General features: G+C 55.4%; 7 protein-coding genes, 1 rRNA gene and 1 riboswitch. All 8 genes read right to left on the bottom strand.

Annotation, left to right across the window (positions count from 1 at the left end; translation table 11 throughout):
- A 16S ribosomal RNA gene (locus FCN15_RS02835) occupies window positions 1–218 on the bottom strand; the annotation flags it as partial.
- A gap of 346 nt (window positions 219–564) precedes the next feature.
- Window positions 565–4,458 carry a glycosyltransferase family 39 protein gene (locus FCN15_RS02830; protein ID WP_138493395.1) on the bottom strand — a complete coding sequence of 1,298 codons (3,894 nt, stop codon included), beginning with the start codon at window positions 4,456–4,458 and terminating at the stop codon, window positions 565–567.
- Window positions 4,459–4,685: 227 nt separating this feature from the next.
- Complete coding sequence (locus tag FCN15_RS02825; protein ID WP_138493394.1) at window positions 4,686–6,056, bottom strand: NCS2 family permease; 1,371 nt, start codon at window positions 6,054–6,056, stop codon at window positions 4,686–4,688.
- A 171-nt stretch (window positions 6,057–6,227) separates the two neighbouring features.
- Window positions 6,228–6,328: riboswitch (purine riboswitch) on the bottom strand.
- Between the two features lie 310 nt (window positions 6,329–6,638).
- Window positions 6,639–8,177 (bottom strand): glutamine-hydrolyzing GMP synthase, encoded by a 1,539-nt coding sequence (gene guaA, locus FCN15_RS02820; protein ID WP_138493393.1) that lies wholly within the window; start codon window positions 8,175–8,177, stop codon window positions 6,639–6,641.
- Between the two features lie 81 nt (window positions 8,178–8,258).
- The gene (locus tag FCN15_RS02815; RefSeq protein WP_138493392.1) at window positions 8,259–10,706 is read right to left on the bottom strand and encodes a transglutaminase-like domain-containing protein; all 2,448 of its coding nucleotides are present in this window, start codon (window positions 10,704–10,706) and stop codon (window positions 8,259–8,261) included.
- Entirely contained in the window at window positions 10,663–12,183 is a 1,521-nt protein-coding gene (locus tag FCN15_RS02810; RefSeq protein WP_138493391.1) for a DUF58 domain-containing protein, read from the bottom strand. Before FCN15_RS02810 ends, FCN15_RS02815 begins: the two co-directional genes overlap by 44 nt.
- Entirely contained in the window at window positions 12,180–13,151 is a 972-nt protein-coding gene (locus FCN15_RS02805) for an AAA family ATPase (RefSeq protein ID WP_138493450.1), read from the bottom strand. Before FCN15_RS02805 ends, FCN15_RS02810 begins: the two co-directional genes overlap by 4 nt.
- A gap of 172 nt (window positions 13,152–13,323) precedes the next feature.
- Complete coding sequence (locus FCN15_RS02800) at window positions 13,324–14,616, bottom strand: polysaccharide deacetylase family protein (RefSeq protein WP_238996475.1); 1,293 nt, start codon at window positions 14,614–14,616, stop codon at window positions 13,324–13,326.
- Window positions 14,617–14,670: the final 54 nt, after the last annotated feature.

Here is a 14,670-nt window from a genome sequence, read left to right as displayed (position 1 = left end):
CCGTCTTTCCCAAAGGAATCATGCGACTCCCTTGCGTATCCGGTATTAGCTACCGTTTCCGGTAGTTATCCCAGTCTTGCAGGCAGGTTGCCTACGTGTTACTCACCCGTCCGCCGCTAAGTTAATCAGGAGCAAGCTCCCTCATAACTCCGCTCGACTTGCATGTATTAGGCACGCCGCCAGCGTTCGTCCTGAGCCAGGATCAAACTCTCCATAAAAGTAAAGTTTGTGACTCATTTTGAATCTGACGAGTTGTTACTCGTTGTTTATTTCTCACTCGTTGTTCAGTTTTCAAAGATCAAGCGTTTCATTTCGTTGCATATTCATTTTCGTCAGCAACTCTTATATCTTATCACTTTCGAACCAGCTTTGCAAGCTTTTTTTCTAAGAAGTTTTTTCTTCAATTCATACTCGGCTGTTTGGCTGGCCGGCTAACAATCTTAATTAATTGGCCGGAATAAGAATATAACATAGATCGACAAACTATTGCAAGCTTATTTTAAAAAATAATAAAAGACCGGCTCGGGAGCCGGTCTTTTATTACGCTTTTTACAGAACAATGCTCTAGAAATCCCAAGTCGGGAACCACCGCAGCAGGTAATCAATATATCCTTTGCTGACTGTAAGGCCGGTCAACGCGGGATAGAAAAGGACGAACAGGAACGCCGCGAGAAGGATATAGCTGATGCGGACCTTTTTGAACCAGGCATATCTATCTTCTGCAAGCTTCATTATATAGACAATGCTGATAATCATAAACGGAACCATTGTAAAGTAGTGATAGATGAACGTATACCGCGGGACGAGCACCCATGGAATGTAGACGGACAAATACGCGATCCAAACCGTATACATGTATTTATCCCTGCGCTTAAGCGAAACCCAGATGGACAGCAGAATCGCAAAAATTCCGGTCCACCAGATCAGCGGATTCCCCATCGTCACCATTGTGGCTTTCATCCCCGAAGCCATGTCCGGACCGTTGTACAGCCATAGCGGACGTTTCATAAACGGCCACTGCCACCACTGGGAAGAATACGGGTGTGTGGCGGTCAGCTGACTGTGGTAGTCATACATGTGGATCTGTGCGTCGATGAGATTTTTGAGCGTGTAGCCGCCTGCCGTTTCTTTCAATACCGGGATAAACGAAAGGCTGTAAATAATCGCCGGTATAATCAGGAAAAAGAGGACACAGCTGCTCAGCGTAATGAGCGTGCTGCGGATAAAACCGGAAGCGGCTGCGCGGTATAAAACTGCGTTAGAATCCGCTCCCGAAGTTCCGGAAGCCCCCTCCTCTGACTGTCCGTTCAGCCAGCGCCGCGCCGCACGCATTTCCCGGTAACGTGCATACAGATACATGCCCAGCATTACAGCCAAACCGGCTCCCCCGTAGGCAACGTTCCATTTGGACGCCGCCCCGATGCCGAAGAACAGGCCTGCCAGCCCGAGCGGGATCAGCGTTTTGCTTACCGGCATGGTATAGAAGTTCTGCGACATGTACCGGTGCATAAAGTAGTACATCACCATCAGGAAAAAGACCGCATACGAGTCAATCGTAGCCATTCTCGTCTGCGTAAAGTGCATAAAATCAAGAGCGAACAGCAGGGTCGCCGTAACCGCGTACCGGCTTCTGCCGAACATCGTGAGCGCCATGCGGTACATGAGCGGCAGCATCCCGATGCCGAACACGGTGCCTACAATCCGCCAGCCGAACGGGCTGAGGCCGAAGAGCTTGATGCCTAAGGCAATCAGGATTTTTCCGAGCGGCGGGTGTGTATTTTCATAGGCAGGCATTCCCTGCAGGTATTCATAGGCCGTTCTCGGATGGTAAATTTCATCAAAATAGGTGCTGTTCATGTAGCTCGGCGTGTAAACATCCCGGTCAGGCTCATCAAACAGCAGGTCAGGCGAACCTTTATCCCCCGCTGGAAGTCCCTCGCTCTGAATGGCGGTAACCGGGAGAGGCTCTTTCGAATTCCGCGTATAAATCGCAATCTCATGCACAATAGTCTCTGGAGACTCCGCCGTAAATTTAACATACCGGGCATCAATAAAGGATTGGGCTGTGTTCCATTTAAATACCTTGCCATAGAGATCCAGTTCTGTCGCGTGATCCCAGTTGTCCGGCGTATTGCTGAATTCGATTTTCACGACGCCTCTGCCCGGTCCGGCAAACAGATTGATTCTTCCGAGCGACTTGGTTGAGCCAAGATCCACGTAGAAGCTTTCCCCCGCAGCCGAGGTTTCCCAGTAAGTGACTGGAGATTTCATATCCCCCAGATGATACAAAGCAATTACCGCGTACAGCAGGGTTATCGCTCCGGTCCACATCCAGTCCTTGCGCTGCATTCTCGGTGCGCGGGCGGATGGGGCGGACTGAGTTAACTCCGATAAAGTAAGCTCTTCCGCCGCCCTGCGTTCCCCGGCTGAAATCACCGCCAGCTCCCTGATTCTGCCCCGGAACAGGATGTCCCATCCGACTGCCAGCAGGTAAGCGAGGAAGGCGAGATTCACGATGGCCGACACGATCGCTATGCCGTCAATAGGAGTTGCCGAGTTGGAGGCGTGGTAATTCTTCAGCACATAGTCAATGTTCACATACTGCGTAATACTGAAGCCGAAAAAGATCAGCAGCAGCCTGCGGTCCCTCAGCTCGATAAAGGCAAATAAAGCGATGAGCAGAGCCGGGAACAGGTAGCGCTCGTGCATTTTGGGGCCCAGCAGATAGACGCAGGTGATCAGGATCAGCGCCAGCAGGAAAACACCGGCAGACCTCCCCCTGCTCCGGTTCCCCGCCTGTCGTTCAACAGGTGCAGCGAAGCTGCCTTTGCCCCAGGCAAACAAGACGGTTACTGCGACAGACAGCACCAGGAACAGATTGCCCCAGGTTCTGAAGGTGAGGAACCCCCACGTTTCGTTCAGCGGCTTCCAGTTCCCTCCAACCAGTGAAAATAAGTTAAACGCGTTTAACACCGCATAAGGATAGGAGGACAAGGTCGACCTATACAATTCATAAAGTCCTCGAACTCCCCCGCTGCTCCAGAAAAAAGGCGAGGCGAGCAGCAGAAAGACTGCTGTGCCGTAAAGGAAGCTGAGCAGCAGGCTCTTCCACCCGCTTCTCCGGAAAATAAAATACAGCAGCACTACCGGAGCGAAAATAAACGCCTGCGGCTTGATCAGCGCGGCAATCGCAAACCAGACCGCCGAATGGGTCGGCTTGTTCGCTGCCAGTGCGTTCAGAAACAGAACCAGGAAGAGCGCGAAGAATCCGTCAATCTGCCCCCAGTTCGACGAGTCGATCCAGACGGCCGGATTGAACACATAGAGGAAAGCCAGCGCTAAAGCGAGGCGCTCTCCAATATTCCTTCTGCCGAGCCGGTACAGGAAATATCCTGCCGCTAGATCGGCCAGAATGGACGGCAGCTTAAGAAGAAGCCTTGTCCCGGCAGAGGCATCGGCAAGGCCCAGCGCGGATTTAACAGCGCCAAGTATGTATAGAACGTAAAGGTAGCCTGGCGGGTAATCGGCGAAAATACCTTTTTCATAAAAATGACTGAAGCCCTTCTCCTTTAAACGTTCAGCCCAATACGTAAAGGTCGTCAGGTCGCCGGTATACCCTTGGTAATGCAGACCCGACCACAGGCGCACAACAAGCCCGGCCGCGAGCAGAATAAACAGCACGCTTGTATAGCCTATGCGGCGGCCAAAGCGGCCTAAATCAGGATTGGCGCTGTCGTCCTTGCGCATATAAATGCGGTACATGTAAGCGAAAAACAGACTGAAAACGGCAAGCATCAATACCGTCGAGGTGACGGATACCGGCAGTTCCCTCGTCTTCTCTGTTTTGGCCGTATCCATGCTGATGACGTTCTCCAGGGAGGACGGTTTAACGGTTTGAACGACAGAAATGTCGTCAAAATAGGCCGTGCCTGTCGTTAACGCCCCGTACTGCCCGAGTCCGGCCCCAATCGTGAGCTCCGTTTGTTCGGCACCCGTGACGCCGGTAAATTCGACCTGCTGCCAGCTTCCATTGGTGTTGTAAACCTCAGGATAGCTGGCGCTTACGCCGGAGACAAACAGATTCGCGCCGCTTCCGCCGGAAGCCTGCGGAATGTTCTCCGTCTTGATCCAGCCCGAAATCTTGTAGTAGGTGTTCGGAAGAACGGTGAGCTTCTGAATCCACCTTGCGTGATTGGGCTGAATATTTTCCACAGCGGCTGATGTTGTGCCCGTATGCGCCTCCCGGCTATCCATCCACAGCTTGCTGGCCCCCTCATCCGTAAGCCACATGTCCTGGCTCCAGGTGTCAGGCACGCCGCCTGCGACCTGTTCAAACCCGCTGTTCCCCAGAAGATTGGAATGATCCGCTGCCCCTACCTTTCCTGGCAATAGAGTGAGCATCAGGCTTATTACAATAAACAGGGCGCAGCTCTTCTTGCTTCTTGTCCGGTTGTTCATAACTAGTTTGTCACACCTCACGAGCAGTAATGGCTTTCATGGTTTGGCTTTAATGACTTGGTTTTAATCGCTTGATATTGGCTCCCGACAAGGTCTCAGACAAACAAGTCAGGAAAATACTTCTATTATATACGGAAAAATGGCCGTATGTATTAAATCTGCTCACAAAACCTCATAAAAAAACAGTCCGGCGCGAGGCCGGACTGCAGGTGGATACTTTTTCAAGATTATTCGGAACCGATGAAGATGTAACGGGCCAGCACGATAACGGCCAGAACCCACATCAGCCAGTGAATCTTCACTTTATTCTTAGCCACGAGATTGTTGCAGAGGGCCAGAATGACGTAAGACAAAATGCCTGCCGAAATCCCGTTGGCAATACTGCCGGTGAACGGCATCAGGATAATCGTTACGAACGCTGGGAATGCATAAAGGAAATCGTCCCACTCAATGCTCTTTACCTGGCCCATCATCAGCACGCCGACGATAATCAGGGCAGGAGCGGTAGCCGCACTAGGCACAACGCCCGCAAGCGGCGCGATGAAGAGAGCCAGAAGGAACAATACGCCGGTCGTAACCGCTGTAAGGCCTGTGCGTCCGCCTTCAGCAACCCCTGCCGTACTTTCCACATAAGACGTAACTGTACTTGTTCCAAGCACCGCACCAGCACTGACGCCAACAGCGTCTACCAGCATGGCTTTACCGATCATTTTCTCGCCTTTCTCTTTGTCCTTCATCAGGCCTGCGCGGGTAGCTGTGCCGACCAAAGTGCCGAAGGTATCAAACAGCTCGACGAAAGTAAAGACAAACACAATCTCGAACAAACCAAGCTTAAAGGCAGCGCCAAGGTCAAACTTGCCGACAGCCAAATCGTTCAGATTCGGGAACCAGGTCGCGCCGGACAAACCGCTGGTGTTCGTTACGTCCATTGGAATACCGATCAGCGTTGTTACGATGATGCCGATCAGGAGCGCACCCTTCACGCGGAGGGCCATCAGAATCGCGATGATAATCAGGCCGATCAGCGTCAGCTGAACCTCATGGCTGTGGACCATGTCGCCGATTGCGAAGCTGATGCTGCTGCCGCCAACCGTCTTGGTCGTGTCAGTCACGCCGGACAGATTAACGCCGATCAGGTTGCTCAGCTTAAGGCCGACGCTTGCTACAAACAAACCGATACCGACTGTAATTGCAGCTTTCAAGCTTTGCGGCAGGGCCACGATCAGCATTTGGCGAACCTTCGTTATCGTCAGGATGAGGAAGATAATCCCGGAGATAAAGACAGCGCCCAAAGCAGCCTGCCAGGTGATTTTTCCATCCGAGCTGAGCACGACTGTCATGAAGTAAGCATTCAAGCCCATGCCCGGCGCCAGCGCAATCGGAATGTTAACGAACAAGCCCATCAGAATAGTAATAAGACCCGCACCCACACATGTGGCAAAAAATACGCCGTCGGCAGGAATTCCTGCGCCATTCGGCCCCAAAAACAAGTTGTTCACGACCAGGATGTAAGCCATTGTCATGAACGTGGTAATCCCCGCAATAATTTCGGTTCTTACCGATGTGCCGTTCTCCTTAAGCTTGAAAAAACGATCCATTCCCCAAATCCCCCTTAAGTAGTCAGGATAAAACCCGAAAGAACTGCAAAAACAACAAAGACCCGGGTATATGTGTATATTCCCGGGTCCTCGCGCTTAACTGAAAAGACGAAACATGCATGCAAGCATACAAGGCAGCAGCCTATACAGGCTGTTCCTCTACACTTACAGGTTTAGTCTTCTTACGTTCGTAGCCAGATCATTTACGGTGACCTCGTAGAAACTTCCGGGCCGATTCCCAGAATTATACGAATTCTATTCAATTATCAGCAGTTCTTATACGCTATGAAAAAAATCTTGCATAACATTTACAAACCTATTTTAGGCATGCCGGGGAATCTTGTCAACAAAAAAACGAATATTGATGTGGTGAATAATTTGAAACGTTCGTATTTTTCCAATAAATAGGCTTTCATGAGCCCAGCACCCTAGACTTATGATTGATTGCGAAAAGATATAACCTTTCTGTCAAAGGGAATGCTCAATGAAAAATACGCGTTCGGGCCATAAAAAAACTCCCTCCTGCTGCTTGAAACAAGCAATAGAAGAGAGGATTTTTGGCGTCCTATTAGAATTCCCAGCCTATTCCCACTCAATGGTGGCCGGCGGCTTGGACGTAATGTCGTACACAACGCGGTTGACGTTCTCCACCTCGTTGACGATGCGTACGGAAATTTTCTCCAGCACGTCCCAAGGGATGCGGGCCCAGTCGGCGGTCATGCCGTCGATAGAGGTTACCGCGCGGATGCCGACGGTGTAGGAGTAAGTACGGGCGTCGCCCATAACACCGACACTCTTCATGTTCGGCAGAGCGGTGAAATACTGCCAGATTTCGCGGTCGAGGCCGGCTTTGGCAATTTCATCACGCAGGATGTAATCGGATTCGCGCACGATGTGCAGCTTGTCCTCCGTTACTTCGCCAAGCACGCGGATAGCAAGACCCGGACCCGGGAACGGCTGTCTCCAGACGATCTCCTTCGGCAGGCCGCACTCTTCGCCCACTTTGCGGACTTCATCCTTAAAGAGCGTCTTCAGCGGTTCAACCAGTTCGAATTTCATATCTTCAGGCAGGCCGCCCACGTTATGGTGCGATTTGATGGTCTGCGCCGTAGCCGTGCCGCTTTCTACGATATCCGTATACAGCGTGCCCTGCGCCAGGAAGGCGAAGTTGTCAAATTTGGCGGATTCCTCGTCGAACACGTAGATGAATTCGTTGCCGATGATTTTGCGCTTCTGTTCCGGATCATCCACGCCTTTCAGCTTGGACAGGAACCGTTCGCTTGCATCAATCTTGACCACCTTCATGTCGAACTTGCCGACAAAGGTCTCCATGACGCTCTCGGCTTCCCCTTTGCGGAGCAGGCCGTGGTCGATAAACATACAGGTCAGCTGGTCGCCGACTGCCTTGTGAATCAGCATAGCAACTACAGAAGAATCCACGCCGCCGCTGAGTGCGCACAAAACCTTCTTGTCGCCGACCTGAGTGCGGATATCCTGAATCGTGTCTTCAATCCAAGTCTCCATGGTCCAGTTGCCTTCGCAGCCGCACACCTCATACAGGAAATTGCGGATCATTTCATTGCCGTACACAGAGTGGCGGACCTCAGGGTGGAACTGAACGCCGTACATTTTGCGCTCATCATTGCTGAAAGCAGCGATCGGCGCATGCTCTGTCGAAGCCGCAACTTTAAAGCCCTCAGGCAGTTCAACTACATGGTCGCCGTGGCTCATCCAGACCGTTTGTTTGTTGTCCAAATTTATCGTCAAGGCCGAATTCGGAACGAAATCCACATCTGCTTTGCCGTATTCGCGTTTAGCCGCGCGTTCTACTTTGCCGTTCAGCTGCTGGGCCATCAGCTGCATTCCGTAGCAGATTCCGAAGATCGGCACGCCGATGTCGTAAATAGCCGGGTCCACGTGAGGCGCATCTTCACCGTACACACTGGATGGACCGCCTGAGAACACAATGCCGGCGGGCGCGATTTCACGGAGACGTTCAACCGGGGTATTGTACGGCAGCAGCTCGCTGTATACCCCAAGATCACGAATCCGTCTTGCAATTAACTGATTGTATTGTCCTCCGAAATCCAGAACGACAATAATTTCATTTGGTTTATTCATTACCGAGCCTCCCTCAATTCATAGGAATCATTATACGCAACGGCAAAAGTCAACGTCAAGAAAGTTCAGGAGCTCGAAAATCTATAATGTTGCCCATTTCCGGCATGTACTTAAAAAGCTTTTTGTGGTCTGCCGGTCAGGCAGCTTCCCGCCGTAGTACAGGGGTTCCCATACGGTTAAAAAGGTCTCCATCTCCGCTCTGCCCTCTGCGTCCAGCTTTAAGCTGAGAGCTTCGGCGTATTCGCGGACGGTTGCGCCTTCCGCCAGTCTGCCGTGGCGCCTGTGCAGTCCCGCCCAGGCTTTGTCTGCGGCACGCAGCAGCTCAGGCTTTCCCGGGAAATGTTTGCCGTGCGCGGACACCGCGCCCTGAAGGGAGGCCGGTTTGCCTGTCTGTTCATGATTCTGTTCATGATTACGGTAACGGGCCCTGCGGGCTCCCGCCATCCATACTGCAGCTATGGTGAGGCCAAGCAGCAGAGTAGCCGTTGCCCCTGCTGCAGCGGCTCCCTTCGGCAGCTGTCTGTCCAGTTGAGCAAGCTTCACTATACCTGCTGTAAAGATCGAAACTGCCTGGCGTATCGTCTGGTCCCATGGCAGCCCCAGAAGCATGCCATCCAGCTGCCCAGCCTGCTCATTACCATTCTGCAAGCTGCCGGCGGCCTTCGATGTCTCCAAAGATGCGGCTCCGCCAAAGCCCGGTGTAGGATCAAACGGCACCCAGCCATCCTTCGGGAAATAAACCTCCACCCATGCATGAGCATCGGAATAACGCACCGTATACTGGTCCGAACCTGAGGGTTCACCGGGAGCGAAGCCTTTGACCCAGCGGGCCGGAATTCCCTGACTCCGCAGCAGGACAACCATCGCGGTCGAAAAATGATCACAGTACCCGGTCCGCTGCCGAAACAGGAAGTCTTCCACAAAGTCATGTCCTTCCGCGGGAACAGTGCTCTCCAGGCTGTAGGAATAATTGGCAAGCAAATAGTTCTCCACCGCTTCCGCCGCCGCATAGCGGCTGGACGTTCCGGCGGTTATCGAACGGGCCAGCTCCCGGACAGAGTCCGGCAGGTCAGCCGGGAGCTGAAGGTCCAGATAGCGGACCTCGGAAGGGTCGGGGGAGGCGGCCAATCCCGCCTGCGGCTCTGTTTGCGCCTGCTCCCGGACAGCGTCCGGAGTTACTTCGGATTCAATCTGATAGCCATAAATTCCGCTGCCGCTCAACGCCATCTTGATATAAGCGGCTTCCGTCGATTGATCCTTCAGCAGCGTATAGGCGGGCGGCTCCGGCTCATCCGTGGGTGCCGGCTGGAACTCAACCTTTTCAACCTGGCGCAGCACGCCTCCGCTGAACAAAGGCACCGTTCCATGCTGGGGCTCGGCGAAGGTAATCTTCTGAACAATGGAGCCTGCAGGCGCCTGCTCCTTCTCTTCTTCCTGTGCAGAAGCAGCCTCTTGGCCTGCGGCGGCTGCATCCTCCGGATCGCTCCAGCCCCGGCCGTCATAGTAACTCAGCGTCTGGCCGCGCCAATAAGTGCGCACAGGTGACACAGCCGTAAAATAAACCTCTTTCCGCAGTTCAAGCGGACGCCCTAATTCCTTATCACTGCCCTCATACCCTGTCACAGCAGCAGGGATTCCGTCTGTCCGGTGCGAATCCGCCCAGGCCTCAAGACTGCTGAACGCCTGCCTCAGGCTGAAAGCTTCAGAAGGCTTAACGGGCAGCAGCAGGGCTGCCGCGGCAGATGCCGTTACTCCGGAAAGAATAAGCAGAGCCGCCAGCCCGAGAATTATGCCCGGCTTCCAGACTCCTCTGCGGACGGAGCGGCCAGCTTCATTTCCGGTTAAAAGTTCTAGCCCAATGCCGGCTGGCGTTCCCGCTGCCGAATGACGGAAAAAGACGACGCTGAACTGCAGCAGCAGGCCGAATCCGAACGCCCGCACAATCGCCCAAAACATATCTATCTCTGAGGTTAATTCAAACGCGTATAAATAAACTGTGCTAATGCTTAAGAAAAGGAGAACCGTATGACGATTTAGGGCCAGAAGCTGCACCGACAGAATCAGCAGAATCCAGCCGGTCAGCAGCACCAGCACTCTGGACGCTTGGGAGATCCCGTCCATGCTGCCGGTTTGTGCCCAGGCGCTGATGTCCTTCACCAGGGCAGGGCCAAAGTCCAGCAGCCACAGCCATCCCCGGCCGTCCCCGAACAAATAAACCATGGACTGGCATAAAGCGGCCAAAGCCAATACGGCCGTCATGCCTGATGGAAAACCGATACTGCCGGCCGCCAAAAGTCCGGCAGTGAGAACCAGCAGCAGGCCGTAATATATTTTGCCCTCCGGGCTGCCCATGATCCTGAGCGGCTCGAGCCACTGATGGAACATTCCCAGCAGCAGCAGCGAGCACCAGAGGCGGGCGGCCAGACGAGCGGCATAGAGGCGGAATGAGAAATCAGCGTCTGCCGCCGCTGAGGCTGGCTTCGACTCAGGCCGGAACATCCGCTTCGGACTTGCCGCGATCTTGGCCATCTCGCTGCGCCTCCTCTCCGGTGCGGCTGGCGGCGGGCTGGCCGGCAGAGCTGGCAGAGCCAGCAGAGCTGGAAGAGCTGGAAGAGCTGGCAGAGCCGGAAGAGCCAGCAGAGCTGGCGGAGCTGGCGGGCGCCTGCGGGGCGGCGGAGCCGGAAGAGCCGGAAGAGCCAGCGGAGCTGGCGGGCGCCTGCGGGGCGGCAGACCCGGCGGGCTGGTTGGTAGGCCAGGCGGGCTGGTCGGCAGAGCCGGCGGGCGCCTGCGGGGCGGCAGACCCGGCGGGCTGGTTGGTAGGCCAGGCGGGCTGGTCGGCAGAGCCGGCGGGCGCCTGCGGGGCGGCGCAGCAGATCAGGCGGACGGGAATTCCGCGTCCGCCCAGCTCGGCGGCGGCCGCAGACAGACGGCCGCCGCTGAAGCCGGTGACCACGGTCACCGGCACCCCCGGGCTGATGCGCACCGCATCAGCCAGCATTTCCGGGCCGCCATGCGCAGCGGCGGCCAGACGGGCGGCGGCCAGCTCGGCAGGGCCGCCCTCGCCCAGGCTGTGCGGATTCCATCTGCACAGCCTGGGCATTCCCCCATGCCGGAACAATACGGCATGGCCCCTGGAGGCCGCGTCCTCCAGCAGGAACGCCGCCGCCGAGACGGCGCGTTCGAACATGGAAGCGGCCTCATCCGGGCGGGCGGCGGCTGCCTGGGCGCCGCCCGGGGTCTTGGTCAAAGCCGGCTCCGGCTTTGACGGCTCTCCGGCCTGGTACGAGGCCGGATCTGTATCCAGGAGGATCAGGGCCGTAATGCCCTGATCCTCCTCCGGTGCGCGGACGGTGAGCTCGCCGCGGCGCGCGGAGATTTTCCAGTTCACTGCCTTCAAAGGGTCCCCGGGCAAATAGGCCCGGACCGCATACCCCGGCGGGCCTGACAGCACAGTCCGCTCTTCAGCCGCCTGCGCGTTCTCCAGTTGGCATCCGTCGCCTCCGGCGCTTCCTTCCATGCCGCGGGCCGGGACCGGCAGCACAGACAGCAGGCCGCTGACCATAAACGAATGCTTATAGCGGAACCATCCCAAGAGATCGGTATGGCTGACCGTCAGCTTCTCCAGGCCGTACAGGCCCCGCGGCAGCCCTTCCGCCCGGCTGGTGAAGCACAGCTGGCGGCGGAAGCCGGCAAATATCCAGTGCTCAGCCGGTTCACCGCCGCCGAATTCATCCTTCAGCTTCAGCCAGATTGGCGGGAGTCCGCCTTCCAGCCGTATTTCCAGCGTCATCTCGACCGGCTGGCCCGCGCGCGGCATCATCAGTGAGTAGCGGCGGCGGACCGTAACGGTCTTTGGACCGGCCCATCTGGCTAACATGCCCTGCAGCAGAATCAACGTCATCGCGCCAAGCATAAAAAGAGCCGAACGCCCGCCGTACCCCAGTACGGCAGCCAGCATCAGCCCCCAGACCAGCCAGGCGGACGTCCAGACCCAGACCGCCTTCATGACGCACCGCCCGCCGCAGCCTGGCTGTTCATCGGCACGGCGGTGCCAAGCACCAGCTCCCGGACGAGCTCCTCCGCTGACCTGCCCGCCAGCTTCGCTTCCGCCGACAGAATGAGGCGGTGGGCAAGCACCGCTTCGGCAGCAGCCTTCACATCATCCGGAATGACATACATCCGCCCTTTGAAATAGGCTCCGGCCTGAGCCGCCGTCATCCAGGCCAATGTTCCCCGCGGGCTGATGCCCAGCGCAATGCCGGGATGCCGCCTTGACGCATCGGCTATGGCAACCATATACCGTTTGACGGTATCATCGACCGTCACCGTCCGCACCTGCCGCTGCATAAGCGCCACTTCATCCGCCAGAAGCACTGGACGCATCTTATCCAGCGGATGTCTGTCACTTTGCTGCCCGAGCAGGCGAATCTCCTGCTCCACGCTGGGATAGCCCAGCGAAATCCGCATGAGAAAGCGGTCCATCTGCGCTTCAGGCAGCCGGTAAGTCCCTTCAAACTGCAGCGGATTCTGCGTCGCCAAGAGCAGAAACGGCTCCGGCAGCCGGCGGCTGACCCCGTCCACCGTTACCTTCCGCTCCTCCATCGCCTCCAGCAGCGCTGACTGGGTGCGGGGCGCGGCGCGGTTGATTTCGTCCGCCAGAACCACATTGGACAATACCGGACCCGGCCGGTATTCAAATTCGCCGGTATGCGGCCGGTACACGGACACCCCGGTAATATCCGACGGCATCAGGTCGGAGGTGAACTGAATCCGCCCGAAGGAGCCGCCGATCCCTTTGGCTATGGCTCTGACGAGCATGGTTTTTCCGACGCCGGGCACATCCTCGAGCAGGACATGTCCGCCGCTGAGCATGGCGAGGAGGGTGAGTTCAATCTCTTTTCTTTTACCAACGATAATCGTATCCAGACTGTCCGCAAAACGCTGCAGTAACAGATGCGCATGTTCATGAAGCATTGAAGAGGCCACAGCCGATCACTCCTTTTCTATCCAGAGAAAACAATCTATCAGCCAGTCTCTCCAATTCTCTCAATAAATAGACCTCAAACAGCTCGAAATAGACCTCAAACAGCTCGAAATAGACCTCAAACAGCTCGCAAGCAGACCTCAAATAGACCATAAGCAGATCTCATGAAGCTTTGACCTGCCACCCGTCCACTGCTTTCGCCACCTTCACAACCGGATGTCCAAGCCCTTCAAGCAGGCTGCGCAAAGAGACCCAGAGCGTATTTCCGGAACTGTGCACGTCCAATCCTTGATCCGGCCGCAGCATAAGCCGCCCCTTTCCCCATTTCACTTCGGCCTGCCCGCTGTCCGGATTCCAGGAGACCTTCCCGCCCAGCCGTTCCATCGTAGTGCGCAGCGGCACCATGAATCTGCCTCCGCTCATCTCGTACTCGCCGCCATTCAGGACCGTCTGAACGCCTCCTGCGGTGAGGGCCAGCGGCAGAATTCTTGAATCAAACAGCGCAGCATTGGGGGTTATATGCGAGTCAATCCAGGCTTGGCTTGGCTCTTGGCGGTTCTGAGGGATGCTCCCGCCGACCCGGAACTGAACCGGTTTGACATCAGGCGTAAGCGTTGCAAAGGAATACCCTTTAGCCTGATAATATTCAATGATCTTCGGCAGGGCCTTAACGGTATTCTCATGCCCGCCGCCATCGTGCATCAGCAGCACAACCTGCTGCAAACCGCCGCTCTCTGTGGCCTGTTTGAGGATATCCGAAGCAGGAACGCCTTTGCGGGCCGAGTCGCCGCTGTCTACATTCCAGTCAAACACTTTGTAGCCGGCCTGGTCCATAAGCGAGAAGTAGGTTTGATCGAAATGGCCGTATGTACCGCCCGGAGCCCGCACCAGCTGAGGGCGGCTGCCGGTAATGTTCCGCAGGATTTCTTCCGTTTGTTTGATTTGTCCCCAAAAATCGCTAAAATTGTGGTAGAGCTTGTCATAATTGTGATCAAAGCTGTGGTTGCCGACCGCATGGCCGCCGTCCTCAATCTGCCGGATAAGCTCCGGCGAATGCTGAGCCTGCTGGCCAAGCACGAAGAAGGTCGCCTTAACCTTATAACGGTTTAAAATATTTAATACGCCGGCCGTCAGCTTGCTGGGGCCGTCGTCGAAGGTCAAATATACGGTCTTTGCATTTGAGCCGGCCGTTTTGGCTGCTAAAGGAGCCGGGGTCACTAAAGAGGCTTGAACAGCTTGAGAGACTTCAGAGGTTTGAGCTGCCCAAGAGACAGGTGCTGCTTGAAAGGCTTGGGCTGAACCCGTTGAACCTATTAAACCGGTTAAAGAGGCTGCTTTTGCGGAATTAGGCTTGTACACACCGCCGATTCCCCAGGCAGGCCCGCCAACGAGAAATGCCGCTGCTGCAAGCAGTGCGGCTGCCGCCATTATAACTATCCAGGACTTTCTATACATATCATCCTACCTCCATATCATCCGCAGAATAGCTTTGACTTTGATAGATTATAT

This window comes from Paenibacillus pinistramenti, from assembly GCF_005869875.1.
Taxonomy (GTDB): domain Bacteria; phylum Bacillota; class Bacilli; order Paenibacillales; family Paenibacillaceae; genus Fontibacillus; species Fontibacillus pinistramenti.
This window is presented reverse-complemented; position numbering and strand designations above follow the sequence as displayed.

Bases quoted from the DNA above. Each gene is read 5' to 3' on its own strand.
- FCN15_RS02830 (WP_138493395.1), bottom strand. From the start codon at position 4,458: ATGAACAACCGGACAAGAAGCAAGAAGAGCTGCGCCCTGTTTATTGTA.
- FCN15_RS02825 (WP_138493394.1), bottom strand. From the start codon at position 6,056: ATGGATCGTTTTTTCAAGCTTAAGGAGAACGGCACATCGGTAAGAACC.
- guaA (WP_138493393.1), bottom strand. From the start codon at position 8,177: ATGAATAAACCAAATGAAATTATTGTCGTTCTGGATTTCGGAGGACAA.
- FCN15_RS02815 (WP_138493392.1), bottom strand. From the start codon at position 10,706: ATGGCCAAGATCGCGGCAAGTCCGAAGCGGATGTTCCGGCCTGAGTCG.
- FCN15_RS02810 (WP_138493391.1), bottom strand. From the start codon at position 12,183: ATGAAGGCGGTCTGGGTCTGGACGTCCGCCTGGCTGGTCTGGGGGCTG.
- FCN15_RS02805 (WP_138493450.1), bottom strand. From the start codon at position 13,151: ATGCTTCATGAACATGCGCATCTGTTACTGCAGCGTTTTGCGGACAGT.
- FCN15_RS02800 (WP_238996475.1), bottom strand. From the start codon at position 14,616: ATGTATAGAAAGTCCTGGATAGTTATAATGGCGGCAGCCGCACTGCTT.